Origin of the sequence: Vreelandella zhanjiangensis DSM 21076 (assembly GCF_000377665.1) — a bacterium.
Classification (GTDB): domain Bacteria; phylum Pseudomonadota; class Gammaproteobacteria; order Pseudomonadales; family Halomonadaceae; genus Vreelandella; species Vreelandella zhanjiangensis.
In genome coordinates this window covers 351,737-378,353 of the sequence record NZ_KB898648.1, presented here as the reverse complement: position 1 = coordinate 378,353, position 26,617 = coordinate 351,737, and the positions used below count along the sequence as shown (strand labels likewise).

Below are 26,617 nucleotides of genomic sequence, written 5' to 3'. Positions count from 1 at the left end.
CAACGCTAAGAAGCATCCGATAGGCGTTTTTTAAGCTGCCTATAGGTGCCGTAGTGACGGTCGAGGTGGCGCCGCATGGCCGCCTCGGCCGCATCGGGATCCCGGGACTCGATAGCTTCGATGATTTCAGTATGAGCAGCAGTGGCCGCCTTATCCTCATCCTTTTGCTGTAATACCAACGCGCGCCGATCATCTAGCCATTCAGAAAGCGCTACGTGAATAGCATCAAAGATCGGGTTACGGCCAATACTCGCCAATACGCCATGAAAGTCGTTATCGGAGCGCTTGAAACGAGCCTCATCACCAATAGCATCACGATTGGCTGACAGCGCATCGCGCAATCGCGCTAAATCCTCATCGCTTGCGTGGCGCGCAGCATGTCGCGCCAGCGATATCTCGAACATCGCCCGCGCTTCCTGAAAATACTGCTGCCCATCAGGCTTGGAAAGCAATTGTCGGGTAACGCCAGAAAGCCTCGCCATGACGGCTTCGGCGGTAGGTCGGATCACCCTGGCACGCGTACCGCTGTTGATCGCGATTAGGCCTAGCTGTTGCAAATGGAACAGCGCTTCACGCACGGCGGGTCTGCCCACACCAAACTGCTCCATCAATTCCCGTTCTGAAGGCAATTGATCATTTTCGCTTAGCCGCCCCTCAAGAATCTCCGCCTCGAGCTGTTCGGCGACCTGTTCAGACAGCGTTTTACGCTCGATCCGGTATCTGCTCATAGGCAGTTACTCCTGGTTAACCTGGAATTCACCGCCACTTTACTGCATTTCCCGTTGCGATCCTTCAACTGTACTTTCAATCGAGTCGAGATAGCGGTGCTAGCTGGTACTGCTTGGCGATCTCTGCATAAGCCGACTGATTGGCAGAATCCAATGGAATGCCGTCTGCATCGCGCTGCGCCTGGCAGCGCCATTCACGATCACCTGGCGCCATTACCCGCGCGTCTGGTGTAGCAGGCTGGGCCCGGAGATCTGCTAAATATTCAGCCAACCCGCGTGCAAAAGTGCCTTCTTCCACAAACGCATCGGGTTTCATCGCTAGAAAGAAATGCCCTACGCCCCGGGGCGTCGACATATCCGGCCCGACCATGGGTAAAAGCTTGAAGCCGTGCTGCATTCCCGAGAGCATCGAACTAAGTATCTCGACCATGCCACCCAGCCCTGCGCCTTTAAACCCAAAGCTACTGCCTCCTAACGGTAGCAATGCGGCAACCTCGCCAGGTACGCGGCTCACCTTCCCCTCCGCATTAGCAGCCACCTGATCCGGCAGCTCGCGACCAATCGCATCGAACTGCCGCACGCGATTCCAGGGAATCGAGCTGGTCGCCATATCCAACAGGTACGGCGCGCTCCCTGCCACCGGTGCCGCAAAGGCGATGGGATTAGTGCCGTGAAAGGGTTTGGCTCCGTCATGTAGCAGCACGAATGGATCCGAATTACAGAACGCCATGCCCAGGTAGCCCTTTTCGGCCGCCGCCAACGCATAGCACCCCGCTGCGCCAAAGTGCGATGAGTTGCCGACCGCCACCGCCCCCATTCCCACTTCGCCAGCCATCGTCATGGCATACTCGATGGCGGTGTAGCCTGCCAGGTGGCCTAGCCCATCATCAGCATCTAAAAAGCCTGTGGCCGCCAAGCGCTGGTGAAACACCATGTCAGGCGCACCGTTGATACGTCCACCTTCAAGTGCCTGTATATAATGCGGTAATAGACGCAACCCATGGCTGTCGGTACCCATGCGTGAAGCGGTTATCAACGCACGGCTCACGGCATCGGCAGATGCTTGATTGGCACCGGCTGCGGCAAGGGCCGCTTGCATAAAGCGCGTTAAATCCTCACGGGTAACGCGAAAATCCAATGACGTATCGGTCATTAAACAATACTCCAAAGCCTAATATTGTTGTTAAAGGCTAATTAGCCGGTAGTGCTCAACGGTATATCAGTGTGGGAAGCCACATGGAAATAGCCGGAATAAAGGTCACTAATAACAAGCAGATCACCAGGGGAATCAGAAACGGAATGGTTCCTCGCATGCAGCGCTCAAAGCTGACATTGGATACTCGAGAGAGTACGTAGAGCACCATCCCTACCGGCGGCGTCAACAGACCAATCATCAGGTTGAGCACCATAATCACGCCAAAGTGAACGGGGTCTACCCCAACGGCCACCGCCATGGGCAACAAGACCGGCACCAAGATAGTGATCGCGGCGATGGTTTCCATAAAGCAGCCGACAATGATGAGTACAATGTTGGCCATCATCAGTACGGCGAGTTTGCTATCGGCAAACGGACCCATCAGGGCAATCACGTTCTGGGTGACTTGGTTACTGGTGAGTATCCAGGCAAATATCGATGCGGAAGAGACAATCAACAGAATGACCGCGGTTGTCTCGATGGTTTCCATACTTACTTTTAATAGCTTACGCCAGGTCAGGGTGCGGTAAACCACGACACCCAGTATCAGCGCATAGAACACCGCAGCGACCGCCGCCTCGGTAGGGGTAAACGCGCCGGTGATAATGCCGCCCACGATAATGACGGGCGTCATCAGTGATAGAAAAGCCCGCTTAAAGGTATGCCCAAGTACGCGCATCGAAAATATCGCGTCACGCTGATAGCCCCGGCGGCGCGAGATGATAAAGATCATCAGCATTAACATCACCCCCATTAACAGCCCAGGAATTAACCCGGCTGCAAACAGTTGGCCCACAGAGGCTGATGCCATAACGCCGTAAATGACCATGGGTAAACTAGGCGGGATAATCGGCCCGATGGTGGATGAAGCCGCGGTAATACCCACCGCAAATTCCTCATCGTAGCCCGCATCTTTCATCGCTTTGACTTCAATCATGCCAAGGCCACCGGCATCCGCCACGGCCGCCCCTGACATTCCAGAAAACACGATACTGGCGCCCACGTTCACATGCCCCAGCCCACCACGCATCCAGCCCATCAGGGCCTTGGCAAAATTGAAGATCCGCTCCGTGATGCCACCGTTATTCATCAGGCTGCCAGCAAAGATAAAAAACGGAATGGCCAGCAGTGGAAAGCTGTCGATACCGTTGATCATGCGGTGCGCTATGACAATGTTGGGCACTTGGCCTGTGATCAGTACAAACATCAGACAGGCGCCCGCCAAGCTAACCGCAATGGGAACCCCGAGCACCAACATTGTGAATAACGCGAAAAACAAGAAGCCGAGGTGATAGCCCATCAGCGGTAATATTACACACCCCAGCACGGCGAGTGCCGAGAGCAGTGGCGACACTAACGGTTTTTGCCAGCGCATCATGGAAATTCGGGACATAGCAGGCCTCTCGATAAAAATGGCATGACGGGAAACCACTTCTCAAACGACATCGGTACGATCCCGGTACTTCAGATAAAGCCGCTGGATGGTACGTAGCGCCATTAATACAAACGCCGCACAGACCGTGAAATAGATGATGCTCTTGGGCAGGTCGATCGACACCATCAGGCTATTGGTACGTGCTGCCAGCTGATAGGCGATCCACGCCATTGCTATATAAAAGCCAAGGCTTACCAGACCCACCAAGCGCTCCAGTAAGCGTGCCTGCCATTCCGGCATGTAATGGTAGAAGAACTCCACCATGATGTGGCTGCCGTTGCGGGCGGCCATTACGCTGCCCAAAAAGCCAACCCCAATCAGCAGATATCGGGCAATTTCCTCGGTCCAGCCGATAGAACTGCCCAGCACATAGCGGCTAAAAAACTGAGCGAAGACCACTAGAATAAGTGCCCAGAACAGCGTCAGGGTCACAAAGTCTTCAATTCGATAATCACTCAGTTTGAAGGGGGTATCGTCGAAAGCGGATTCAAAATCCACCATCGGATCAATGCTGGGCGGTGCATCTTCGCGTGCGTCACTCATGGCACAATACTCCAGACACTTCGCTAAAAAGTTAGCGAAGTGCTCGCTGAGGTTGGATTATTGGCCGATAGCCTGTAGGCGATCGTAGATTTCCTGATCCCAGGTGGCGGCATTGCCGTTATGAGCGGGCACAACGGCCTCACGGAAGATGTCGCGATCCACTTCGTTGATGGTATTCCCCTGCTCCTCAAACCAGGCGACCAACTCTTCCTCAGCCTGCAGGATATCTTGGGTATTGTTCTCCGCGGCTTCCTGGAATACCTCGCGGAATATTTCCTGGTCCTCTTCGCTCAACTGGTTCCAGCGCGGTCCACCTACAATCGTAATCAGCGAATCGGTAATGTGGCCGGTCAGGTTGATGTAATCCTGTACCTCATGAAACGCCTTGGCGCGAATGGTTGGCAGCGGATTTTCCTGCGCGTCGACTACGCCTTGCTGCAGGGCCAGGTAGACTTCATCGAAAGCAATCGGGGTGGGGTTAGCGCCTACTGCGTTAGGCATCATCATGTACATCGGCGCGTTGGGCACACGTATCTTGAGGCCTGCCATATCCTCGGGTGTATTGATCGGCGTATTCGATGTTACATGGCGTTCGCCATAATAATTGAGCGCCAGTGGCACGTTCCCGGTGGCATCCTGGTAGCCCTGGGCAATTTCCTGGAACAGGTCACTGTCAGCAAAGGCCTGCCAGTGATCAAAATCACGGAACATATACGCAGCCCCCGCAATGCCGATTGGCCCATAACCGCGGCCAGCAAACTGCGTGCCGGTATAAATGACATCCACCGTGCCTAGCCCAAGCCCTTCATTAATGTCTTCTTCTTTACCCAAAGAAGAAGCTGCGTATACCTGCATGGTGTAGCGGCCATCGGTACGCTCTTCAATTTCATCCGCCGCCCACAGCGCCCATTTATGGAAGGGTTCTGACGTTTCATAAACGTGGGCAAAGCGCAGGTTCTCGGCGGCCTGTACAGCACCGGCCACACTGATACCTGCAGTAATTAGCGTAGCGGTTAACAGGCGAGACATGGCTAGGTGGTATTGGCTTTTGTAGCGCATCTTATTTTCCTCACAACCATTGGATTTATTGTTGGTTATTTGCGAGTAGCAATAGCGGATGTAACCGACCATCTTGCTGTATACGTATCATACCAGCAGTTTAAAACCTAGCTGGTGGCCTTCAATTGCGCAACTACCTTCATCTAAACAGATTTGCCTATCGACCCGAAATGTAGCGGTGCGCTAGAGTAAGTTATGCTCTGGTATACCTGTCATACAGAACAACATCTATAACAACCGTCTATAACAACCGTCTGTAACAACCATCTATAACAACGTAGGCGACAAGGTATCAACGGCCGGTCGCTTAGCCATCAGGAGGCGCTCATGCAACCACTATCTCTGACCGATACCCTTCCCACCGACCTGGATAACGCCCTGCTTGTGGGCCGCGTATGGCTGGATGGCACACACCCGGGCCCCGCATTGGTTACGGTGCACGAAGGCAACGTCATCGATATTACAGAGTTTGGCCCCACCATGGCTGACCTACTGGAGCGTGACGATGTGCTGGAGGTAGTGCGACGCGCAGAGGGTGCATCGCTGGGCAGCATCGAGACGCTGCTGAAGAATTCCCAACAGGCTCAACTACAAGCACCCTACCTGCTCGCCCCCTGCGATGTTCAGGCTGTTAAAGCCTGCGGCGTCACCTTCGCCGTTAGCTTACTTGAGCGGGTAATCGAAGAGCAGGCGGGCGGCGACCCGGCTAAAGCCGTTGCTCTGCGCGATGACCTGCAGGCGCTGATTGGCACCGACCTTTCCAAGATTGTCCCCGGGTCTGAAGAAGCCATGGCGCTAAAAACAGCGCTTCAGGCGCGCGGTGGCTGGTCGCAGTATATGGAAGTGGGTATCGGCCCTGACGCGGAAGTGTTTACCAAAGCCCAGCCGCTTTCCTCGGTAGGCTTTGGCATGCCGGTGGGGTTGCATGCGTCCTCGCAGTGGAATAATCCTGAGCCCGAAATCGTGCTGGCCGTGGATAGCCGCGGCCAGGTACGCGGCGCTACTCTGGGTAATGATGTCAACTTGCGCGACGTTGAAGGGCGCAGTGCCCTACTGCTTGGCAAGGCGAAAGATAACAACGCCTCCTGCTCGATCGGCCCGTTTATTCGCCTGTTCGATGATCACTTTACTATCGACAGCGTGCGCAACTGCCAAGTCTCACTACGTATTGAAGGCGAGGATGACAACTTCCTGCTTCAAGGCGAGAGCGATATGCGCGAGATCAGCCGCGACCCGCTGGATCTGATAAGTCAAACCATCGGTGATCACCACCAGTACCCGGACGGTTTCATGCTGTTTCTAGGCACGATGTTCTCCCCCATCAAAGACCGTGATGGCAAAGGCCAGGGCTTTACCCATCACCTCGGCGACCGCGTGACCATTGCCACTCCAGCCTTAGGTTCCCTGATTAACCCGGTGGGCAGAAGCGATCAGCTACCGCCCTGGACCTACGGCATTCGCGAACTGATGCGCCACTTGGCCCGCCGCTAATCTTCACTGCTTAAGTCACACCCAGGAGAACGCAATGACAACAATTACACACGTCGAGATCCAGGATATCCGTTTCCCCACCTCGCGCTCGCTCGATGGCTCGGATGCCATGAATGCCGCACCGGATTACTCAGCCACCTATGTCATCCTGCATACCGATGACGAAAGCCCAGAAGGCCATGGTTTAACCTTTACCATTGGCCGGGGTAACGAGATTGTGGTCACCGCCGTGCATTCCCTGGCCCCGCTGATCGAGGGCCGCGAGCTTTCCTCCATTACCGACAATATGGGTACGTTCTGGCGCGAGCTCACCGGCGACAGTCAGCTGCGCTGGATTGGCCCTGATAAAGGTGCGATTCACTTGGCCACCGCCGCCATCGTTAACGCCGTGTGGGATATGTGGGCAAAACGCGAAGGCAAGCCGGTATGGAAACTGCTTGTGGATATGGCCCCGGAGCAGTTGGTGCGCTGCCTTGATTTCCGCTTTGTTACTGATGCGCTAACGCCTGAAGAAGCGATCTGCCTGCTGCGCCGCCAGGCTCCCGGCAAAGCGGCGCGTGAGGCCGAAATGCGCCGCGATGGCTACCCTGGCTACACCACTTCCGCTGGCTGGCTAGGCTACAGCGATGACAAAGTGCGCAGCCTGGCCCGGGAAGCGTTAGCAGAAGGGTGGACCCACTTTAAACAAAAAATTGGTGGCGATATTGAAGAGGATGCCCGCCGTGCAGCGCTACTGCGAGAAGTGATCGGCTGGGACAACGTGCTGATGATGGACGCCAACCAGGTGTGGGAAGTCGATGAAACAGTCACCAAGATGCGTCGCCTGGCTGAGTTTGATCCGCTGTGGATCGAAGAACCCACCAGCCCCGACGATATTCTGGGTCACGCAGAGATCCGCCACCGCGTCGCGCCTATCGGGGTCGCCACCGGCGAACACTGCCACAACAAAGTGATGTTCAAGCAGTTCTTCCAGGCGGACGCCATTGACTACTGCCAGCTGGACGCTGCCCGCCTGGGTGGCCTCAATGAAGTGATTCTAGTCGTGCTGATGGCCGCCAAGTTCGGCGTACCGGTTTGTCCACATGGCGGCGGCGTTGGGTTGTGCGAATACACCCAGCACATCTCGCTGTTTGACTACATCGCCGTATCCGGCGAGCTTGAAGGACGTGTGCTTGAGTATGTGGATCATCTCCACGAGCACTTTATCGACCCGGTAGTGATTAACCATGGCCGCTATCAGGTACCCGAGGCACCGGGCTACAGCATTGCCATGCATGCCGAGTCCCAGGCACAGCATCGCTACCCCGAGGGTGCTGCTTGGCAGGAAGCGGACCAATGACAGACATTAATACCTTTCTAAATGAACTCACCAGCCTGCTTGGCGAGCGTGGCCTGCTGCGCGAGCCGGAGGCCATGGCGCGCTATGTAAGCGACTGGGCGGGCGATACGCTGGGCATGCCGCTGGCCGTGGCACGCCCGGCTGATACAACAGAGGTCGCCGAGGTCGTCAGGCGCTGCTATGCACAAGGTGTCGCGATGACGCCCCAGGGCGGTCATAGCGGCCTGGTAGCCGGCGCCCTGCCCGCCGCAAATGGCCAGGAGCTGGTCATCAGCCTGGAGCGGTTGAATAGCGTGCGCGCCATTGATCCGATCAACTTCACCATCACGGTGGATGCGGGCTGTATCCTTGAAAACGTCAAGCTGGCCGCTTTTGAGCATGACTGCGAATTTCCGCTTTCACTCGGTGCGCAGGGCAGCTGTCAGATTGGAGGCAATATCGCCACCAACGCAGGCGGGCTCAACGTGCTGCGCTACGGCATGATGCGCGAGCTGGTGCTCGGCCTTGAGGTCGTGCTGCCGGATGGACGCGTGCTGGATAGCCTGAATGCTCTGCATAAGGACAACCGCGGTTACGACCTTCAACAGCTGTTTCTGGGCAGTGAAGGCACGTTGGGAATTGTCACGGGTGCTGTGCTCAAACTCTCGCCTCGACCTACCCAGAACCGCACCGCCCTGCTCGGCCTGCCATCGGTACAAGCGGTGATCGATCTATATAGTTTAGCGCGACGCGACTGCTGTGATTTGCTGACCGCCTTTGAGCTCATCCCCCGCCGCTGCATTGAGCTTGCGATAGAGGCAACGCCCGAGCTACGCGACCCGCTGGAAAGCGCTTACCCCTGGTACGTATTGATGGAAGTCGCGGCCACGGGCCCGGTGGATCTAGGCGCCATGCTGGAGCAACTGCTGGAAACCGGTATGGAGCGTGAGCTGGTGCTTGACGGGGCGCTGGCATCCAGCGCTAGCCAATCCGCGCAGCTGTGGCAGTTCCGTGAAAGCATGCTGGAAGGACAGCGGCGGCGCGGCGAGCATTTGCGTACCGATATCTCAATACCCATCTCAGCCATTCCCGACTTTGTCACCCGCGCCAGTGACGTAGTAATGAGCGCATCCCCCAAATGCGAGATCATCGCTTACGGGCACGTGGGCGATGGCAATCTGCATTTCAATATCCTGCCGCCCACTGCGCTTCCTGACGCAGATAAAAAAGCCCACCTGCACGCCCTGGAAGAGCAGCTTTTTGACGTGCTCGATGAGTTTCATGGCAGCATCAGCGCTGAACACGGCATTGGGCGCACCAAGCAGGCGGCCTACCTGGCACGGTTATCGCCTATCGAGCGGGAGTTGATCAGCGGGGTTAAAAACCTGTTCGACCCGAAAGGGCTAATGAATCCGGGGCGTATTCTGCCTACCCCTTCTACCTAAAAGCATCCACCGTAAACGTACACCGCCCCGCAGGGTTAACCCTGCGGGGCGGTGTACGTTTATCGATATTCACAATCTTTCAGTAGCCCATCACCCCAGGCAACCAGGTGGCCAATCCTGGCACAGCAATTAATAGCAGAATCGTCGCTATAATAGGCAGCAAAAACGGCAGTACCGCCTTGACCACCTGGCCGTAACGCAGCCGAGTAATGCCCACCATCATGAACAACACCGTACCGAACGGCGGCGTAATGACCCCAACCGACAGGGTAATCACCATTACGATACCGAAATGCACCGGGTCTAGCCCTGCACTCAACGCGGCAGGCACCACAATGGGGGTAAAGATCAGAATACTTTCAATCACCGACATAAAGCAGCCGATCAGCAAAAAGAACAGCGCAAAGCAGATCAGCAACGCAATAGTGGGCATATCGATACTGGCCACCTGACCGGCCAACGCCTGGGGGATACCCATACGCACCAGAATCCAGCCATAAAAGCTTGATACTGCAATGATCAGCAGAATGACCGCGCTGAACATCAGCGTACGTCGAAACGCGTCGTACAGGCTCTTCAGGCTCAGGTCGCGATAGATCACCCCGCCCAGTATCACCGCATACAGCGAGGCAATCGCGCCGGCTTCAGTCGGTGTGAAGAAGCCACCCCAAATACCGCCAACGATGATCGCCGGCATCATCAAGGGTAAAATAGCCCGCTTGCCGGTTCGTACGACTTCGCCTGCATCAAACGGCACGGGAGCGGGCATCACGACTTTCCCCGTAGCGCCGAGTAAAACGGTCATGCCCATGAGCAGCAGCGCCATTAAGATACCCGGCACCAGCCCCGCCATGAAGAGCCCACCAATACTTACATTGGCGAGCCAGCCATACACCACCAGCGCAATGCTCGGCGGCAGGATCGGGCCGACCACACTCGAAGCAGCGGTAATCCCGGTCGTATAGTCGAGCGCATAGCCGCGCTCTTTCATCGCCTTGATTTCGATACTGCCAAGCCCGGCGGCATCGGCCACCGCCGTGCCGGACATGGTGGCAAAGATAGAGCTTGCCACCACGTTGGCGTGACCCAGCCCGCCTTTGGTACAGCCCACCAGAGCCGTCGCAAAATCAAATATCCGGGTGGTGGTCGAACCCAGGTTCATGATGTTGGCCGCCAGGATAAACAGCGGAATCGCCATCAAGGTGAAGTTGTTAAGCGTTTGCACCATGCGCAGTGAAAGCAGCTCAACCGGCAAGCCACCGGCCCCGGTTACCGCCAGGGCAATAAACGAGGTGACCCCAATCGACACCACCACGGGCAGGCCGATCATCATTAGCAGCAGCAGCCCGCCGACGAATATCGCAAGTTCCATCATGGCGTTATCTCCTCGTGCGCGGGTTTATTCAACCACGTGACGGGGCCACGTAAAGTCTGCCAAGTGGCGATCAGCGCCATGGCAACAAAACTGAATAACAAGCCGTAATAGAGATAGGAGAAGCTGATACTCAACGATACTGTTTTATTGTTGGCGCTCATATCGGACATGATCCAGGCGCCCCAACTGGCTAGCACAAAAAAACCGACGGAGATAATGGCCGTCAGCCGATACTGCACTTGATGGCCCAGCGCACTCAGCCGATGACTAAACAGATCCACGACCAGATGATCGCTGCGTACCCAGGCTGAGATCGAGCCGAAACCAATGGCATAAATAGCCAGCAGCGAGACGACTTCCTCGCTCCAGGGCATGCCCCAGTTGAGCAGATCGCGGCCAACCACGGCGGTCACGATCAAGCCTAAAATGCCGACTAATAGCGCTACACCCACGGCATCGCATAAGCGGGTGACATAGCGCAGGGTATAAAAAGCCAAACGATCGGCTCCGTTTGCGGGTGGCAGTGCTCCATCCACAAGATAACTCCTTACCTAAGACGGTGGCGGCATCACAATGCCGCCACCTGATGATGATCAGTCGCTTACTTGGCTTGCGCTGATTGCGTCGTCGCGTACACCGTCGGCCATTTCTGAAAGCACACGATCAATGGCGGGCATGGCCGCTTCGCGGAAGGCTTCAATATCGGGCTCAACGACCGTCATACCCTCCTCCTGAAGAGCAGTCAGGTAGAAATCATCCAGTTCGCGCTCTTGCTCGGTGCCATAGGCGCGTGCGACATCAATCGCCTCGGAAATCAGCGTCTGATCCTCTTCCTCCAAGCCGTCCCACCAGCGTGCGCTGGCAACCCAGCTCCAGGGGAACTGTACGTGGCTGGTAGTAATGAGGTAGTCCTGCACTTCCCACAGGCGCCGCGTGTAAGGCGAAGAGAGCGAATTCTCATGACCATCGACCTGACGGGTCTGCATGGCGAGATAGATTTCCGGCGCGGGCACGTTCACTACCTGCGCGCCCAGTTCTTCCCAAACCGCTAGCCAGATCGGCAGTGAAGGCAGGCGTAGACGGAAGCCCTGTAAATCCTCAGGTGTATGGATCTCTTTATTGGCGGTCATATGGCGCGGGCCACGGTGTTGAACACCCAGAAACTTGAGGCCGCCCTGCTGTTCCGCCTGCTCAATCAGGGTTTGACCCGACGGGCTATCGATATAGCTATCCACCTCATCCCAGGTCGTGAACAGGAAGGGCACGGTAATAGCGTCGTACTCCGGCGCATATTGCTGGCGCCAGTTGCCCCCGGTGAGTGAAAGCTGGGTCTGGCCCAGGTTGAGCAGCTCCAGTACGGAATCTTCACCGCCCAGGGAACCCGCCAGGAAAGGCCGTACATTGAAGCGCCCCGGCGCCTGCTCTTCCAGGTACTCCGCAAAGCGTTCAACCGCCGCGCTTTCAGAGCCGCCTTCACTCATGGTGTTGTTAACTTGAATTTCAATCGGGTTGGCCAGCGCGAAGGGAGCAACCGCTAAAATGCCTAACGCGGTGAGCGTAGCAAGCAGTGATTTTTGCATGAGATGTACTCTCTCAATTTGTCGTTATAGGCAGGATGTTACGATGTTGTTCGTATGGATCTTGAAACAAGCCGCCGATACGCTCAAATCGACGTTCGAGAAGGCAGGCTTCGTCGAATACGATGGCTAGAGAGCCCATGATAGCGGGCGTTTGTGGGCTTCAAAGAATCAGCATACGACTAAAGATTAAGAAGCAACGGCAGTTGTTAGCTAGATTTATTCAGGGGGTCAGCCTGTAATGAAAGGTTAAGCGCGTGGACGAGCTTTCTCCAAACGCGAAACCTAACGGTGTGCGCCGTGTTAACAAGGCGTCGCTTCAGCCTTAACCAAGTGATCCACTAAATGACGGGCAGTGGCCGGTAGCGTGGCGTAGCGGCGCATACCGATCACCAGCTCACGCTGCGCCCAGGGGTCACTAAGCGGAATGCTTTTTAACTCCAGATCGCCCAGTTCACGATAGATGGTTTGTTCAGGCAGTATGCCCACACCCATCCCGTGATGAATCATGCGACAAATGGCATCAAAACTACGCACCTGAATACGCATCCGCAGTGCCTTGTCAGCAATATTGGCTTGCTCATGCAGCAGCGCCTGCAGCGAGGTATCCTGCTGGAGGCCGATAAAATCGAAGTCGAGCGCTTCATTAAACGCAATGCTTTCACGCGCCGCGAGCGGATGGCTGCCAGGGGTCACCAATACCAGCCGGTCATGCCGGTACGAAAGCTGTTGAAGGTCAGGTGCCGCGACGTGTCCCGCGAAGATACCGATATCGGTCAAGCCATCGCGCACGGCGGCCACAATTTCACTACTCACCCGTTCCTGAAGGTCAATTTTGATATCGGGGTAATGGCGTGAGAAGGTGCTGAGATCCTGAGGAAGAAACGCAATAATGGCCGAGGTGTTGGAGTGAATACGTACATGGCCGCGTACCCCTTCACCATATTCGCTCAGTTCCGCTTCCAGGCGCTCGATGTTATCCATAATGCGCCGGGCGTGGTGCAAAAATGCCTGGCCTGCGGGGGTTAGCTCAACGCCTCTGGGGCGGCGATATAGTAATGTTGTTCCGACCAGAGCCTCAAGGTCGCTAATCCGTTTGCTTACTGCGGCAAGCGCAAGATGCTCACGCGCGGCCGCAGCCGTCAGACGCCCTTCATCCGCCACAGAAATAAACAGTTTGAGGGTGACAAAGTCGAAGCGGCGCATGGTGATATCTCTTAACTAACAGTCTGCCCATGCTAGCGCATACCTTCGCAAGCCACGAACCCTTTGTTACCCATTGCCTAATTGTCGCTCCTAAACGGCTGCCCCATGCTGGCGCTCACCGCGAATAACGATAAGTAGAGGAGAGCCTTAATGAATGCTCCTGAAGCACGTAAGCTTCCCTTGCAGGGCCTAAAGGTGCTTGAGCTAGGCCAGCTGATTGCCGGCCCCTTCGCCACTAAGCTGCTGGGTGAATTTGGCGCTGATGTGATTAAAATCGAGCCCCCCGGCACCGGCGACCCGCTTCGCAAATGGCGAATGATCGAAGACGGCACCTCGCTCTGGTGGCACGTGCAGACCCGTAACAAGCGCTCGGTGGCGCTGGATTTACGCAGCGAAGAGGGCCAGGCCCTGGTGCGCCAGCTTGCCGCCGAGGCAGACGTTGTCGTGGAGAATTTTCGCCCCGGCACGCTGGAAAGCTGGGGGCTGGGCTGGGAAGCATTATCTACCCTCAACCCACGGCTGATCATGGTGCATATTTCAGGTTACGGGCAGACCGGCCCCTACCGCGATAAGCCCGGCTTTGGCGTGATTGGCGAGGCAATGGGCGGGCTGCGCTATCTTACCGGCCAGCCGGATGAGCCATCCGTGCGAGTAGGCGTGAGCATCGGCGACTCGCTTTCCGCGCTCTACGCGGTGATCGGCACCTTGCTGGCCCTTCAGGAGCGAAACCGCAGCGGCCTGGGTCAGGAAATTGATGTCGCGCTTTATGAGTCGGTATTTGCCATGATGGAAAGCCTGCTGCCGGAATTTGATGCCAGCGGCCAAATCCGCGAGCCCAGCGGCAGTGCCCTTCCCGGCATTACGCCGTCGAACGCCTATCGCTGCCTGAACGGCGACTACGTGCTTATCGCCGGCAATGGCGACAGCATCTTCAAGCGCTTGATGGGCGTGATCGGCCGCGAGGATTTAGCCAATGATCCAGCGCTTGCCCATAACGATGGGCGCAGCCAGCAAGCCGCCATGATCGACGCAGCCATTGAAGCCTGGACGCTAGAGCGCCCACGCGATGCCATTCTACAGGCCCTGGACGATGCCCGGGTGCCCGCTGGCTACCCCTACACTGCTGAAGATATCGCCGTTGACCCCCACTACCTGGCGCGAGAGATGATCCAAACCTTTACCCGCCCCAACGGCCAGCCGCTCAAAGTGCCCGGCGTACTGCCCAAGCTAAGCGCCACGCCGGGGCGTTTAGGCAATGGCGGTCCGAGCCTCGGTCAGCATACCGACGACGTATTGGACGAGCTGGGGATCGATCAGGAAACCCGCACCAAACTGCGCCAAGCAGGCATCATCTAAGGAGTTTGTTATGAGCCAGTTATCACCCTGCCCTTTGAAAATCGAGATCAACGAAGTCGCCCCGCGTGACGGCCTGCAAATCGAAGCGCGTTTTGTACCCACACAGGACAAGATCCGCTGGATTGACGCCCTCTCCACCACGGGCCTCAAGCGCATCGAAGCGACGTCGTTTACCTCCCCCAAGGCGATTCCCAACCTGCGCGATGCCGCCGACGTTGTGACCGGCATTCAGCGCCGGGAAGGCGTGGATATCACCGTACTGGTACCCAACGTAAAAGGTGCCGAACGCGCGCTTGCCTGCAACGTTGATGAGATCAATCTGGTGATGTCGGCAAGCGATAGCCATGGCCTTGCCAACCTGCGCATGACGCCCGAGCAATCCCTTGAACAATTTGCGGCTATCTTGGAGGTGACTCAAGGCAGCGGCGTGTTTATCAACGCCTCGCTCTCCACCACGTTTGGCTGCCCCTTTGAAGGCGAAGTGCCCGAAGCGCGAGTACTGGAACTGGTTGAAAAGCTGATTGCGCTGGGCATCCAGGGTGTCACGCTGTGCGACACCACCGGCATGGCCAACCCGGCCCAGGTCAAACGCCTGTGTGAAGCGGTGCTTGAACGCTGGCCCGAAACGCCGTTTACCCTGCATTTTCACAACACCCGCGGCATGGGTCTGGCCAATGCTCTAGCAGCCTGGCAGGCAGGCATTACTCGATTTGACTCAGCGCTCGGTGGCCTGGGCGGCTGCCCCTTTGCCCCCGGCGCCACCGGCAACGTATGCACCGAGGATTTAGTGCATATGTTTGAAGCCATGGGCGTGGACACCGGTGTTGATCTGGACGCCCTGCTTGACGTCGCCGCCGCCCTCCCCGAACTTATCGGCCATGAGGTGCCCGGACAGGTGGTGAAAGCGGGTAAATCGACCCGGCGCTATCCGATGCCAAACGCCCTCCAATAATGAACGGCCTATTCCCCTGCTACATTGAGGCCTTTAGCTAAAAGAGCTATATAACTATTACCTGACACAACTTTGCCATATAAGCGTCACACAATAGCAACACCTTCAAAGCAAGCTGACCAACAATAATCAACAGCTGGTGGTGTGTATGAGTCAATCGCGTATCCGCCTGGAGCGCGTTACTAAACGCTGGGGTGCGACGGCCGCTGTCGATGAAATTTCCTTCGATGTGACGCCTGGGCAGTTTGTCATTCTGCTCGGGCCGTCGGGCTGCGGAAAATCCACTACGCTGCGCATGATTGCGGGCCTGGAAGAGGCAAGCGGCGGGCAGATCCACATCGGTGAGCGCGACGTCACGCGCCTGCCGCCGGGCGATCGCGGCTTAAGCATGGTGTTTCAGTCCTATGCCCTGTTCCCGCATTTAAGTGTTGCCGACAATATCGTATTTGGCTTGCGCAGCCGCAAGGTGCCCAAAGCTGAACAGCGCGAGCGGCTGGCCAAGGTGGCTGAACTCGTTGACCTTACCGATTACCTGAACCGTAAACCTGCTCAGCTCTCTGGTGGCCAACGCCAGCGGGTGGCGCTTGCCCGCTCGATTATTTCTGAACACCCGATCTGTTTGATGGATGAGCCGCTCTCCAATCTGGATGCGCGGCTGCGCAGCGATATGCGACGGGAAATCAAAGCGCTACAAAGCCGCCTGAATATGACGGTGATTTACGTGACCCACGATCAGGTCGAGGCCATGAGCATGGGGGATCGCGTGATTCTGATGCAGCACGGCCGCATCGTCCAGGACGGGTCGCCTGACGAGCTTTATAACCAGCCTGCCAGCGCCTTTGCCGCTAGCTTTATAGGGAGTCCTGCCATGAACTTGCTGCCACTTGTCCAAGGCGATCAGGGTGCTGTTATCGACGGCGAACCGACCACCACGGTCGCGCCGCTGGAAGCCGCTGGCGGCCAGTTAGGCATTCGCCCGGAAGATATTGAGCTGCGCCCAGCATCAGAGCCCGGTGTTCCGGCCACCGTACTTAGCGAGGAGTATCTGGGCGCCGATACCATCGCCCACGTCGCCGTAGGCACCCATACCCTACGCGTTCGGCTAAGCGGCAAGCATGCGCTAACCGGGCAAGCGTGCTGCCTGCACTGGGCGGCGGAAAGCGCCCACCTGTTTGGTACCGATGGGCTGCGGCGTCATGACCTGACGCCGGTTCAACTGTTGTCTGCACACCGCTCAATTCCCCGTCCACCTTTCGTGGGCTCTTTCCAACATTGATGTTCGTGGAGTCTTTTATGCGTTTGCGTACCCCTTTTGCGACCACAGCCCTGGTGGCCGGACTATTAAGCGCCACCCAGGCAAGCGCTGATCCCGTTGACCTGACCATGTACTACCCCATATCGGTCGGCGGTGCCCTGACAGACGTGATCGATAATCTCGTCGATGAGTTTGAGAGCGAACACCCCGATATCTCGGTAGAAGCCATCTACGCCGGCAACTACGACGACACCCGCGTGCGCACGATGTCGGCGATTGAGTCAGGCGATACGCCGCAGTTATCGGTGATGTTTTCCATCGACCTTTACGAACTGATCGAGCAGGACGCCATTGTGGCGTTCGATGATCTGGTCGAAACCGATGAAGAGCGCGAATGGCTCGACAGCTTCTACCCCGGTCTGATGGAAAACGGCCAGCTGGATGGCAACACCTACGGTATTCCTTTCCAGCGCTCCACCATTGTGCTGTTCTGGAATAAAGAGGCGTTTGAGGCGGCCGGTTTAGATCCTGAAACCCCGCCGGAAAACTGGCAGGAAATGGCCGAGATGGCGGCGACGATTCGTGAAGCCTCCAACGGTGAGCAGTGGGGCGTGATGGTGCCGTCTACCGGCTACCCCTACTGGATGTTCCAGGCGTTCGCGTTTCAGAACGGCCACCGCTTGATGAGTGAAGACGGCACCGAGGTCTATTTTGATGACCCCGCTGCAGTTGAAGCCCTTGAGTACTGGGTGTCGCTGACAACCGAACATGACGCCATGCCGGATGGCACCATTGAGTGGGGCACGCTGCGTCAGAACTTCATCGAGCAGTCCACCGCCATGATGTGGCACACCACCGGCAACCTGACTGCCGTGCGCAACGAGGCCGGTTTTGATTTCGGCGTCGCCATGCTGCCCATGAACACCCAGCGCGGCAGCCCGACCGGCGGGGGCAACTTCTACATATTTAAAGACACCTCAGAGGAAGAGCAGCGTGCCGCGATGACGTTTATCCGCTGGATGACCGCACCCGAGCGCGCCGCCGACTGGTCGATTGAAACGGGCTACATGGGCGTGAGCCCCGCTGCTTACGAGACCGATGCGCTGCGCGAATATGTGGAGAGCTTCCCGCCGGCCGCCGTTGCCCGCGACCAGCTGGAACACGGTACTGCCGAGCTTTCCACCTACCAGGGCGGCCGCATTCGTCGCACGCTGGATAACGCCGTTCAGGCAGCATTAACCGGTCAGCTGGAACCGGAAGCTGCGCTTAACCAGGCCCAGCGGGAAGCGGAAGCCATACTGCGTCGTTACGCACGTTAAGTCTTTTCTTACCTATTCGCCGGGGTTCGCCCCGGCGTTTCTTACAAGTGGCCGTTACCCATGGCATTAACCGCCCACCACAAAATGCAGATGTATGGCGCGCTGCTGTTATTGCCCGCCGCCGTGCTGTTAGCCGCTTTTGCGTATTTACCCACCATTACTACCGTGATTCAAAGCCTGTTTCTGCCCGGCTTTCGCGGCGCACCGTCGGAATTCGTCGGGCTTGAGAATTACCGTTTTTTGTTCGATGACGCCAAGTTCTGGAAGGTGGCGCGCAATAACCTGATTTACGCGCTAGGCACTATTCCCGCTTCTATTGCCCTGGCGCTAGGCATGGCGCTGTTCGTCAACGGCAAACTGCCGGGGCGCGGCCTTGTGCGCATGGCCTACTTCACACCGACTATTTTGCCCATGATTGCCGCAGCCAATATCTGGATGTTTTTCTACGCTCCGCAAATTGGCCTGTTTAACAAGCTGCTTGGGGCGCTGGGGTTTTCTGGGGTGAATTGGCTGGGCGACCCAAGCGTCGCGCTGGGCTCGGTGATCGTGATGTCGGTCTGGAAAGAAGCCGGCTTTTTTATGATTTTTTATCTCGCGGCGCTTCAAGGCATTCCCCCTGAGCTTAAAGAAGCCTCCGATCTTGAAGGCACCAGCCGCTGGAGCTTCTTCTGGCGGGTGACCTTTCCGCTCCTGATGCCGACCACACTGTTTGTGTTGATCAACGCGTTAATCAATGCGGTACGCGTGGTTGATCATCTGTTTATCCTGACCAAGGGCGGCCCCAATAACGCGACCAAACTGTTGCTGTATTACGTCTACGAAAATGCCTTCTCGTTTTTTGATCGCACCACAGCGGCTACCATTACGGTGGTGATTCTGCTGGTACTTGCGGTGGTCGCCACGCTGAAGTTCACGATTCTGGATCGCAGGACGCACTACCAATGAGTTCACCCACCGCTATCTCAAGTACTCAAGACTCAAACACCCGGAACCCAACGGCGGGTGCGCCTCGATCTCGTCGACTGTCACTTCCATCGCTTGAAACTCTGGCGGCGTGGCTATTGGCGGTGATTTGGATTTTCCCGCTGCTGTACGCTTTTTGGGCGGCCTTCCATCCCAGCGAGTTTATGGTGCGCTTTGATCTGTTCGCCCCGCTGACGCTGGATAACTTCGTTAACGCCTGGTCACAGGCGCCCTTTGGCCGCTATTACCTCAACACCTTTGCGTTGGTGACAGGCGTGGTACTCGCTCAGTTTGTGGTGTGTACGCTGGCGGCCTTTGCCTTTGCACGGTTTCCCATTCCGGGTAAAAACCTGCTGTTCATGCTGGTGCTGATTCAGCTGTTTGTATTTCCCGAAGTGCTGATCGTGGAGAACTACCGTATCGCCAGCGAGCTGGGGTTAATTAACACTATCACCGGTATTGGGCTGCCTTATGTGGCCAGTGCCTTCGGTATTTTCCTGTTGCGCCAGACGTTCAAGACCATCCCCCGCGAGCTTGAAGATGCCGCTCGCATTGAGGGCTGCAGCTGGCTGGAAATTCTCTGGAAGGTGTACGTGCCGTTGGCCAAGCCTACCTACCTGGCCTATGGGCTGGTTTCCATCAGCCACCATTGGAACAACTTTCTGTGGCCGCTGGTGGTCACCAATTCAGTGGAAAGCCGCCCGTTAACCGTGGGCCTAGGCGTATTTTCTGCCCCTGAAACCGGGGTTAACTGGGCAACGGTCAGCGCGGCCACGCTACTCAGTATCGCGCCGCTGCTGGTGGCGTTCCTGCTCTTTCAGCGCCAGTTCGTGCAGTCGTTTTTACGAGCAGGCATTCGCTAGACAAACGCGTAAGAGGCTTTTTCGTGCGACAATCCCCGCTCGGTAACAAGGAGAGCGAGGATGCACGGCGAACCCAACCCGGCGGCGTTGAAGGTACTGCAGGAAGTCTTTGGCTTTGAGCACTTTCGCGGCCCACAGCAGGCGATTATTGATCATGTGATCGCCGGTGGCGACGCGCTGGTGCTGATGCCTACCGGCGGCGGCAAGTCACTGTGTTACCAGATTCCGGCCCTGTTGCGCGAAGGCACGGCCATCGTGGTATCACCTCTGATCGCACTGATGCAGGATCAGGTAGCCGCCCTTGAGCAGAACGGGGTACGCGCGGCCTACCTGAACTCCAGCCTTGATTACCATGAGGCGGTCGAGGTGGAGAACCGCCTACGCTCGGGCGACCTGGATCTCTTGTATGTGGCCCCGGAGCGCCTAGCCACGGCGCGCATGCAGATGCTGCTGGAGCAGGCCCATATTGCCCTGTTCGCCATCGATGAAGCCCACTGTGTCTCCCAGTGGGGCCACGACTTTCGCCCCGAATACCGCCAGCTCTCCCAGCTTCATCAGCGCTTTCCTCAGGTGCCGCGTATTGCGCTGACTGCCACCGCCGATGTGCCCACCCGGGGCGACATCATCGAGCATTTGCAGCTTCAAGAGGCAGCGCTCTACAACAGCGGCTTCGACCGGCCCAACATCCGCTACCATATTGCCGAAAACCAGGGTAACGCCCGCGAGGCGCTGCTGCGCTTCATTCGTGAGAACCACGACGGCGAGGCGGGTATCGTCTACTGCCTTTCCCGCAAAAAGGTGGAGGACACCGCCGCCTGGCTTGAACGCCAAGGGCTGACCGCGCTTCCCTATCACGCAGGCCTGCCGCCTGAGCAGCGCCAGGCGAACCAGACCCGCTTTCTGCGTGAGGATGGCGTGGTGGTGGTCGCTACCATCGCCTTCGGCATGGGTATCGACAAGCCGGACGTGCGCTTTGTCGGGCACTTGAACCTGCCCAAAAGCATCGAGGCCTACTACCAGGAAACCGGCCGCGCCGGGCGCGATGGCCTGCCCGCGGATGCGTGGATGGCCTACGGGCTTCAGGACGTGATTACGCTGCGCCAGATGCAGCAAGGCTCCGAGGCATCAAGCCAGCAAAAGCGCGTCGAGCAGCAGAAGCTCGACGCCATGCTAGGGCTTTGCGAGATCATCAGCTGCCGCCGTCAGGCGCTTCTGCACTACTTCGGCGATCACCTGGACGCGCCCTGCGGCAACTGCGATAACTGCCTGACCCCGCCGGAAACCTGGGACGCCACTGTAGCAGCGCAAAAGGCGCTCTCGTGCGTTTACCGTACCGAGCAGCGCTTCGGCGTGACCTATCTGGTGGATGTGCTGCTGGGAAAGACCAACGAGCGCATTACCCGCTTCGGCCACGACAAGATCAGCACCTTTGGCATTGGCGGCGAACTCTTGGCCAACGAGTGGAAGGCGCTGTATCGCCAGCTGATCGCCAGCGGTTATTTGAGTGTGGACATGGAGGGCCATGGCGGCATTCATCTCACCGCCAACGCCAAGCCTGTGCTGCGCGGCGAGCAGCCGCTTACCCTGCGCAAACCCACCAAGGCCAAAGCCACCCGCCGCAGCAAGGGCGGATCCCCCGCCCAGGGCCACGGCGCCCTGTGGGAGGCGCTGCGCGAGCACCGCAAGACGCTTGCCGACGCCCAGGGCGTACCCGCCTACGTCATCTTCAACGATGCCACCCTTGCCGAACTCAACGAACACCGCCCGCAGAACCTGGCGGCCCTTGGCGGCATCACCGGCATCGGCGCACGCAAGCTCGAGGATTACGGCGAAGGGATTCTGGCGGTCATCACCGCCCACAAGGATGCGCCCGCAAGCGCTCCTGTGGGCGACAGCGCTCAGGAGTCCGCCACACTTTTACGCCAGGGCCTGACGCCGGAGGAGATTGCCCAGGCGCGGGGGCTTGCCCCCAATACCGTTTACCGCCACTTGGCCGATGTGATCGAAAGCGGCGCGCTGGCGCTCGATCAGGTCATTCAGCTCGATGAAAACACGCTTGGTCAAATCCGCGCAGCGTTCGAGCAGCAGGCAGGCCACGGCATGAAAGCAGTATTCGAGTCGCTGGACGGACGTTTCGATTACAACGTGCTGGCCTGCGTGCGGGCCTGGCTGACCACTAGACCCAGAAGTTCATAGCCTTTCTGTGACGGTTTGAAAGCAGGCCCGGCTCAGCATTGCTGGGGATTGATACCGTGACGCAGGCGCAGGTAACCACGCAGCCGCCGGGCGAGCACATCGACGCCGATATTGATCAGCGCAGTGATCAATATCAGCACCATCGCTCGGTCGAAACGAATCTCCTGAATGGCGCTATCGACGTAAAAACCAAGCGTCGCGATGCCCAGAATGCCCAGAATCGCCGTCTCCCGCATGATGATTTCCCAGCGGTAGAACGCAAGCGCCAGGAAGGGGCCGTAAAGTCTTGGGAGCATTTCAAAGGCGTAGCGGTCGATGCCGTGCGGCGCGTCCTGGCGCAGTTTTATTTCGTTGCTGCGTCGACCCACCAGGTGCGCGATGATGCCACCGTTATGCAGCGCCAGCGCCACCACCGCCGGCAACATCGACGGCCCCCAGAGCTGCAGCAGAATGAATGCCAGCATGTACTCCGGCGTCGAGCGCATTATGACTAGCCCTACGTGCCCCGCCGCCCCGCTTGCGCGGTTGGTGAAATGGCGCGAAATCACCGGAAAGAGCGCAAGCGCCAGTACCCCGGTGGCCACCAGAGCAATCTGCGTCAGCAGCAGCGTATTCAAGATGCCGGGCAGCGCCTGATTCACGAACAGCTGGGCGAACCACTCCCAGAGGGCGGGCAGCCCCTCGCCCCTCTTGAGCGGCGCGGGCACGATATCTTCAGAAAAAAACCGCGTTACGTTCGACCACATGATGGGAAGCCCGGTGCCCAGCAGAAACGGCGCGACCAGCAGATAAATCGGTAAGAGTCGTGGGCGTACCCACCAGCGCAGCGTGCCGATCAACAGGTAGAACAATAAAAGCAGCGCCCCCACCGTCGAATAGTGGCCTTGGGCGAAGGCCGCCATCAAGTGATAGCCGATGGTCGGCATGCCCACAAAGCCCAGCACCGCGCTCGAGCGCAGCCCGCACTCCAGGCGGTAGGCCGTGTAGCTCACCAGATGCGGCCAGGCCTGGCTGATACGCGCGTAAACGAGCTTCGAGAGCCGCCCGGCACGCCGGGGGAGCACATCAAGGGGGAGCGGGTCGGTCTCATCGAGTATTTCGGCGTACACCTTGGCGAAAATACCCGCGTAGGGAATGGCGATGGCCAGCACCCCGGTCACCGGGTGCAGGCCAAAGCTCTGCAAAAAGATCAGCGCCCAGAAGAGTTCGTGGATGGCGCGAATGAAGGCGCTGAAAGTGCGTACCCACCAGCGGTGAAAACACAGCGCCAGAAGCATTCCCGCCCCCGCGCCCAGGCCCACGCCGACAAACGCGAAGGCAACGGTGCGCAAGAGCGCCTGACCCAGTGAATCGACACTGCTGAAATCCGGCTGGACCAGGCCCAGCAGCAGTTGGCCGACAGAGCGCCACGGGTCGTGGGCGCTGATCTCGAAATCACCCAGCGCCAGGCATACCAGGGCCAGCAGAATAAAGCCCAGCGTGACGCGGGTGGTGGCACGCAGCATCATCAGTAAAGATCCTGAAGGGCGGCGCTGGAGAGCGTCTCACTCGGTGCATCAAGCACGATCGCGCCGTCCTTGAGGCCGACGATACGCGTACAGAACGCAAGTGCCAGTTCCAGGTCGTGCATCGCCAACACCGAGCGTGGGTAGCCCTCGGTCAGCTTGGCCATTACGTGCCCTGCCTGGGGGCCGTCAAGGGCCGAGACCGGCTCATCGGCCAGCAGCAGATCGCCCTGCTGGTAGAGCACCCTAGCCGCGGCCACACGCTGGCGCTGGCCGCCGGAAAGCTCGCCGCAGGGCGTCCAGCACTTCTCGCCGATGCCCACCTCATCAAGCAGCGCCTTGATTTCATCGATATCGCGCCGCCACGGTCTTGCCAAGGTGGCTAGGTTGCGCCACCACCGGTGGCGGTCGAGCCGCCCCATGTAGACGTTGTGAAACACCGAGAGCGTATCGACCAGCCCCAGCGCCTGTGGCATCAGCGCCACGTTTTGCGCCCGCCAGCGGTCGAACATCAGCGAGAGCAGCGTCGACTTGCCCGCCCCGCTCTTGCCGATGAGTGCTACACGCTCACCAGCAGCAATACGCATCGACAGCGGCCCGAGCACCCGCGTGGCGCCATAGTGCGCCTCGGCGTCCTTGAGAACGAAATCGCTCACCCTTACAGCAGGTCCAACGATACGGCGACGTCGTGAATGGGCTGGAAATCTTCATTGGAAGCCGGAATAAAGCCCGAGCGCGGGAAGCTCGCCAGAAGCTCCGGGTCGTCCATATCGATCAGCGCCTGCGTAAGCCGCTCGGTGAAGCCCTCGCCAAAGCGCTCGTCCACATCACCACGCACGGTCCAGTGGTAGTCCGGGTAGGTGGGCGATTCCCACACGACCTGCACCCGCTCGGGGTCGACGTTGCCCTGGTCGACCTCGTTCTCCCAGGCGGTGTAGCTCAATACCCCCGCTTGGTAGGCGCCGGACTGCACCAGCGACACCGTACGGCTATGGTTACCGCTGTAACCCACGCGCTCGAAAAGCTCATTCGGCGAAGCGCCCAGGTCGCGCGTCAGAAAGTATTCCGGCATCAGCCGCCCGGAGGTGGAGCTTTGCGAGCCGAAGGTAAAGGTGAGCCCTTCGAGCGCCTCGGGCGCGGTGTCAGACTCGACCGGCTCGATACCGGTGGCCTGGTTGGCGATAAAGTAGCTCTTGTACTCCGGGTCCTCGATACCCTGGGCGATGGCCTGAGAGCCGGGCACCAGTTCGCGCGCCTGAACGCCGGTGAAGCCGCCGAACCAGGCCAGCTGCACCTGATTGTTGCGAAACGCGGTCACGGAGGCGGCGTAGGACGTCACGGGAATGAAACGTACTTCCACATCGAGCTCATCGGCGAGGTAGTCAGCCACCGACTGAAAACGCTGCTGAAGGCGCGTTTCGTCCTCATCGGGAATGGCGGTAAATACGAGTGTATCGGCGACGGCAAGCGGTGAGACAAGCGCAAACAGAACGGCCGCACGGGCCAGAAGCGGTTGGCGAAGCATAAGAACACCCTTTGACGATGGTGGGAAAATTGGCGCGAGGCGCCAAAGCAAACCTCGCCAAAGCATAGCAGCTCCTTACTTATAAAGGGGCGAACGCGACAAATGCTGTTTAAACTCACTGGAGGGGCGATTTGATTACTACGTATGGCCTGCATACGGGCGTCGATAACCGCGCAGGCCTAGCGTTTCTGGCAAGCCATTACCGGCAGTGTTCACCTCGTGCGATGGCGGCTTTATCGAACACACCGGTATCCAGCACCCAGCCGGTGACTAGCGAGGCGGGCGTAACGTCAAACGAGGGATTCCAAACCGGTGCATTTTCCGGCGCCCAAACGACATCCCCGAAAGCACCGGTGGCTCCGCGTATTTCAGCGGCGTCGCGCTGCTCGATTGGAATGTCATCGCCGGTGGCGCAAGCTTTGTCTACCGTGGTGTAAGGCGCCACGACATAAAACGGCACCTGATGGTAGTTGGCGACCACTGCCAGCATGTAAGTGCCCACTTTATTGGCAAAGTCGCCGTTGGCGCAGATGCGGTCGGCGCCCACCATCACTTTATCCACTTTGCCTGCGGCCATCAGGCTTGCGGCCATGCTGTCGGCAATCAACTGATATGGAATATCCAGATCGGCCATTTCCCAGGCAGTCAGCCGGCCACCCTGAAGCAGCGGGCGGGTTTCGTTAACGTAGACATGCAACGTTACGCCGCGCTTTTTAGCAACCGCCAGCGCGCCAATCGCCGTGCCGACACCGGCCGTGGCCAGGGCGCCGGTATTGCAGTGAGTAAGCACTCGCTCTCCGTCTTTCAGCAAGTCCGCGCCGCGTTCGGCCATGTGCAAACACAACTCGCGGTCCTCTTCAAACAGCGCGGCGGCGCGCTCAGAAAGCGCTGCCGGCCCTTGGGCAAAGCAGGCCTCCATAGCGTCCAGGCAGTACATCAAATTAACCGCCGTGGGGCGCGTAGCCCGTAAGCGATCACTCACCGTCTGCCAATCACGTTCTTGACCGGGATGCGCGGCCGCATACTGCGCCAGCACAAAGGCAGCACTCAGGCCAATCAGCGGCGCACCGCGAATCGCCAGGCTTTTCACCGCCACCTGCCAATCTTCCGGGCTTGCACAGCGCACCCACGTTTCCGCCTGCGGCAGGCGAGTCTGATCCAGGTACTCAAGCGAGTCGGCATACACCCGTAAACTGCGTGACTGAAGATGAGGCATCAGGGACTCCTTGAGTACTGAGATAAAGAACGGATGAGAAAGTACTTAATTGGAAAGCACGTATGGAAAGCACGGATGCAATGCACTTATGGAAC

The 26,617-nt window shown here is 58.0% G+C and carries 23 protein-coding genes; 10 read left to right on the top strand and 13 right to left on the bottom strand.

Features of this window, described 5'->3' with window-relative positions; translation table 11 throughout:
- Positions 1-5: 5 nt before the first annotated feature.
- From nanR to D467_RS0108845, 5 genes are all read right to left on the bottom strand, one after another.
- Positions 6-728: a transcriptional regulator NanR gene (nanR, locus tag D467_RS0108865; RefSeq protein ID WP_018917155.1), complete on the bottom strand. Its 723-nt coding sequence runs from the start codon at positions 726-728 to the stop codon at positions 6-8.
- A gap of 76 nt (positions 729-804) precedes the next feature.
- Complete coding sequence (locus D467_RS0108860; protein ID WP_018917154.1) at positions 805-1,881, bottom strand: Ldh family oxidoreductase; 1,077 nt, start codon at positions 1,879-1,881, stop codon at positions 805-807.
- Positions 1,882-1,936: 55 nt separating this feature from the next.
- The gene (locus D467_RS0108855) at positions 1,937-3,316 is read right to left on the bottom strand and encodes a TRAP transporter large permease (protein ID WP_018917153.1); all 1,380 of its coding nucleotides are present in this window, start codon (positions 3,314-3,316) and stop codon (positions 1,937-1,939) included.
- A gap of 42 nt (positions 3,317-3,358) precedes the next feature.
- Positions 3,359-3,901: a TRAP transporter small permease gene (locus D467_RS0108850; RefSeq protein WP_018917152.1), complete on the bottom strand. Its 543-nt coding sequence runs from the start codon at positions 3,899-3,901 to the stop codon at positions 3,359-3,361.
- Positions 3,902-3,958: 57 nt separating this feature from the next.
- A complete protein-coding gene (locus D467_RS0108845) occupies positions 3,959-4,960 on the bottom strand; it encodes a sialic acid TRAP transporter substrate-binding protein SiaP (protein ID WP_018917151.1) in 1,002 nt (333 codons plus the stop codon).
- 327 nt (positions 4,961-5,287) lie between these two features.
- On the opposite strand from D467_RS0108845, the gene D467_RS0108840 reads away from it, so the two are divergent.
- The 3 genes from D467_RS0108840 to D467_RS0108830 are packed head-to-tail and all read left to right on the top strand — an operon-like array spanning position 5,288 to position 9,214.
- Complete coding sequence (locus D467_RS0108840) at positions 5,288-6,451, top strand: fumarylacetoacetate hydrolase family protein (protein ID WP_018917150.1); 1,164 nt, start codon at positions 5,288-5,290, stop codon at positions 6,449-6,451.
- A 34-nt stretch (positions 6,452-6,485) separates the two neighbouring features.
- The gene (locus D467_RS0108835; RefSeq protein WP_018917149.1) at positions 6,486-7,790 is read left to right on the top strand and encodes an L-fuconate dehydratase; all 1,305 of its coding nucleotides are present in this window, start codon (positions 6,486-6,488) and stop codon (positions 7,788-7,790) included.
- The gene (locus tag D467_RS0108830) at positions 7,787-9,214 is read left to right on the top strand and encodes an FAD-binding oxidoreductase (RefSeq protein ID WP_018917148.1); all 1,428 of its coding nucleotides are present in this window, start codon (positions 7,787-7,789) and stop codon (positions 9,212-9,214) included. The genes D467_RS0108835 and D467_RS0108830 overlap by 4 nt, the downstream gene beginning before the upstream one ends.
- A gap of 79 nt (positions 9,215-9,293) precedes the next feature.
- Here the strand turns inward: D467_RS0108830 and D467_RS0108825 are convergent, their stop codons facing one another.
- The 4 genes from D467_RS0108825 to D467_RS0108805 form a co-directional block, all read right to left on the bottom strand.
- Entirely contained in the window at positions 9,294-10,589 is a 1,296-nt protein-coding gene (locus D467_RS0108825; protein ID WP_018917147.1) for a TRAP transporter large permease, read from the bottom strand.
- Complete coding sequence (locus tag D467_RS0108820; protein ID WP_018917146.1) at positions 10,586-11,125, bottom strand: TRAP transporter small permease; 540 nt, start codon at positions 11,123-11,125, stop codon at positions 10,586-10,588. The genes D467_RS0108825 and D467_RS0108820 overlap by 4 nt, the downstream gene beginning before the upstream one ends.
- A 57-nt stretch (positions 11,126-11,182) precedes the next feature.
- Positions 11,183-12,169, bottom strand: a complete 987-nt coding sequence (locus tag D467_RS0108815; protein WP_018917145.1) for a TRAP transporter substrate-binding protein — start codon at positions 12,167-12,169, stop codon at positions 11,183-11,185.
- A 300-nt stretch (positions 12,170-12,469) separates the two neighbouring features.
- Entirely contained in the window at positions 12,470-13,372 is a 903-nt protein-coding gene (locus tag D467_RS0108805; protein WP_018917144.1) for a LysR family transcriptional regulator, read from the bottom strand.
- 150 nt (positions 13,373-13,522) lie between these two features.
- Here D467_RS0108805 and D467_RS0108800 point away from each other — a divergent pair, with 150 nt between their 5' ends.
- The 7 genes from D467_RS0108800 to recQ all read left to right on the top strand — a co-directional run bounded on the left by D467_RS0108800 (position 13,523) and on the right by recQ (position 22,276).
- Positions 13,523-14,728 carry a CaiB/BaiF CoA transferase family protein gene (locus tag D467_RS0108800; protein WP_018917143.1) on the top strand — a complete coding sequence of 402 codons (1,206 nt, stop codon included), beginning with the start codon at positions 13,523-13,525 and terminating at the stop codon, positions 14,726-14,728.
- Between the two features lie 10 nt (positions 14,729-14,738).
- Positions 14,739-15,680, top strand: a complete 942-nt coding sequence (locus D467_RS0108795; protein WP_018917142.1) for a hydroxymethylglutaryl-CoA lyase — start codon at positions 14,739-14,741, stop codon at positions 15,678-15,680.
- Positions 15,681-15,828: 148 nt separating this feature from the next.
- Entirely contained in the window at positions 15,829-16,956 is a 1,128-nt protein-coding gene (locus D467_RS0108790; RefSeq protein WP_018917141.1) for an ABC transporter ATP-binding protein, read from the top strand.
- A 17-nt stretch (positions 16,957-16,973) separates the two neighbouring features.
- On the top strand, positions 16,974-18,254 hold the full coding sequence (locus tag D467_RS0108785; protein ID WP_018917140.1) for an ABC transporter substrate-binding protein: 1,281 nt from the start codon (positions 16,974-16,976) through the stop codon (positions 18,252-18,254).
- 60 nt (positions 18,255-18,314) lie between these two features.
- Positions 18,315-19,199 carry a carbohydrate ABC transporter permease gene (locus tag D467_RS0108780; RefSeq protein WP_018917139.1) on the top strand — a complete coding sequence of 295 codons (885 nt, stop codon included), beginning with the start codon at positions 18,315-18,317 and terminating at the stop codon, positions 19,197-19,199.
- Entirely contained in the window at positions 19,196-20,080 is an 885-nt protein-coding gene (locus D467_RS0108775) for a carbohydrate ABC transporter permease (protein WP_051081715.1), read from the top strand. The genes D467_RS0108780 and D467_RS0108775 overlap by 4 nt, the downstream gene beginning before the upstream one ends.
- Before the next feature lie 60 nt (positions 20,081-20,140).
- Complete coding sequence (gene recQ, locus D467_RS0108770; protein ID WP_018917137.1) at positions 20,141-22,276, top strand: DNA helicase RecQ; 2,136 nt, start codon at positions 20,141-20,143, stop codon at positions 22,274-22,276.
- A 32-nt stretch (positions 22,277-22,308) separates the two neighbouring features.
- Here recQ and D467_RS0108765 read toward each other — a convergent pair whose 3' ends face one another.
- The 4 genes from D467_RS0108765 to mtnA form a co-directional block, all read right to left on the bottom strand.
- Positions 22,309-23,784 (bottom strand): PhnE/PtxC family ABC transporter permease, encoded by a 1,476-nt coding sequence (locus D467_RS0108765; protein WP_018917136.1) that lies wholly within the window; start codon positions 23,782-23,784, stop codon positions 22,309-22,311.
- Positions 23,784-24,368 carry an ATP-binding cassette domain-containing protein gene (locus tag D467_RS0108760; RefSeq protein WP_155826468.1) on the bottom strand — a complete coding sequence of 195 codons (585 nt, stop codon included), beginning with the start codon at positions 24,366-24,368 and terminating at the stop codon, positions 23,784-23,786. Before D467_RS0108760 ends, D467_RS0108765 begins: the two co-directional genes overlap by 1 nt.
- A gap of 71 nt (positions 24,369-24,439) precedes the next feature.
- Entirely contained in the window at positions 24,440-25,306 is an 867-nt protein-coding gene (locus D467_RS0108755; RefSeq protein ID WP_051081724.1) for a putative selenate ABC transporter substrate-binding protein, read from the bottom strand.
- Positions 25,307-25,505: 199 nt separating this feature from the next.
- Positions 25,506-26,522: an S-methyl-5-thioribose-1-phosphate isomerase gene (mtnA, locus tag D467_RS0108750; protein ID WP_018917133.1), complete on the bottom strand. Its 1,017-nt coding sequence runs from the start codon at positions 26,520-26,522 to the stop codon at positions 25,506-25,508.
- Positions 26,523-26,617: the final 95 nt, after the last annotated feature.

Coding starts and splice junctions, on each gene's coding strand:
- nanR (WP_018917155.1), bottom strand. CDS start 728: ATGAGCAGATACCGGATCGAGCGTAAAACGCTGTCTGAACAGGTCGCC.
- D467_RS0108860 (WP_018917154.1), bottom strand. CDS start 1,881: ATGACCGATACGTCATTGGATTTTCGCGTTACCCGTGAGGATTTAACG.
- D467_RS0108855 (WP_018917153.1), bottom strand. CDS start 3,316: ATGTCCCGAATTTCCATGATGCGCTGGCAAAAACCGTTAGTGTCGCCA.
- D467_RS0108850 (WP_018917152.1), bottom strand. CDS start 3,901: ATGAGTGACGCACGCGAAGATGCACCGCCCAGCATTGATCCGATGGTG.
- D467_RS0108845 (WP_018917151.1), bottom strand. CDS start 4,960: ATGCGCTACAAAAGCCAATACCACCTAGCCATGTCTCGCCTGTTAACC.
- D467_RS0108840 (WP_018917150.1), top strand. CDS start 5,288: ATGCAACCACTATCTCTGACCGATACCCTTCCCACCGACCTGGATAAC.
- D467_RS0108835 (WP_018917149.1), top strand. CDS start 6,486: ATGACAACAATTACACACGTCGAGATCCAGGATATCCGTTTCCCCACC.
- D467_RS0108830 (WP_018917148.1), top strand. CDS start 7,787: ATGACAGACATTAATACCTTTCTAAATGAACTCACCAGCCTGCTTGGC.
- D467_RS0108825 (WP_018917147.1), bottom strand. CDS start 10,589: ATGATGGAACTTGCGATATTCGTCGGCGGGCTGCTGCTGCTAATGATG.
- D467_RS0108815 (WP_018917145.1), bottom strand. CDS start 12,169: ATGCAAAAATCACTGCTTGCTACGCTCACCGCGTTAGGCATTTTAGCG.
- D467_RS0108805 (WP_018917144.1), bottom strand. CDS start 13,372: ATGCGCCGCTTCGACTTTGTCACCCTCAAACTGTTTATTTCTGTGGCG.
- D467_RS0108800 (WP_018917143.1), top strand. CDS start 13,523: ATGAATGCTCCTGAAGCACGTAAGCTTCCCTTGCAGGGCCTAAAGGTG.
- D467_RS0108795 (WP_018917142.1), top strand. CDS start 14,739: ATGAGCCAGTTATCACCCTGCCCTTTGAAAATCGAGATCAACGAAGTC.
- D467_RS0108790 (WP_018917141.1), top strand. CDS start 15,829: ATGAGTCAATCGCGTATCCGCCTGGAGCGCGTTACTAAACGCTGGGGT.
- D467_RS0108785 (WP_018917140.1), top strand. CDS start 16,974: ATGCGTTTGCGTACCCCTTTTGCGACCACAGCCCTGGTGGCCGGACTA.
- D467_RS0108780 (WP_018917139.1), top strand. CDS start 18,315: ATGGCATTAACCGCCCACCACAAAATGCAGATGTATGGCGCGCTGCTG.
- D467_RS0108775 (WP_051081715.1), top strand. CDS start 19,196: ATGAGTTCACCCACCGCTATCTCAAGTACTCAAGACTCAAACACCCGG.
- recQ (WP_018917137.1), top strand. CDS start 20,141: ATGCACGGCGAACCCAACCCGGCGGCGTTGAAGGTACTGCAGGAAGTC.
- D467_RS0108765 (WP_018917136.1), bottom strand. CDS start 23,784: ATGATGCTGCGTGCCACCACCCGCGTCACGCTGGGCTTTATTCTGCTG.
- D467_RS0108760 (WP_155826468.1), bottom strand. CDS start 24,368: ATGCGTATTGCTGCTGGTGAGCGTGTAGCACTCATCGGCAAGAGCGGG.
- D467_RS0108755 (WP_051081724.1), bottom strand. CDS start 25,306: ATGCTTCGCCAACCGCTTCTGGCCCGTGCGGCCGTTCTGTTTGCGCTT.
- mtnA (WP_018917133.1), bottom strand. CDS start 26,522: ATGCCTCATCTTCAGTCACGCAGTTTACGGGTGTATGCCGACTCGCTT.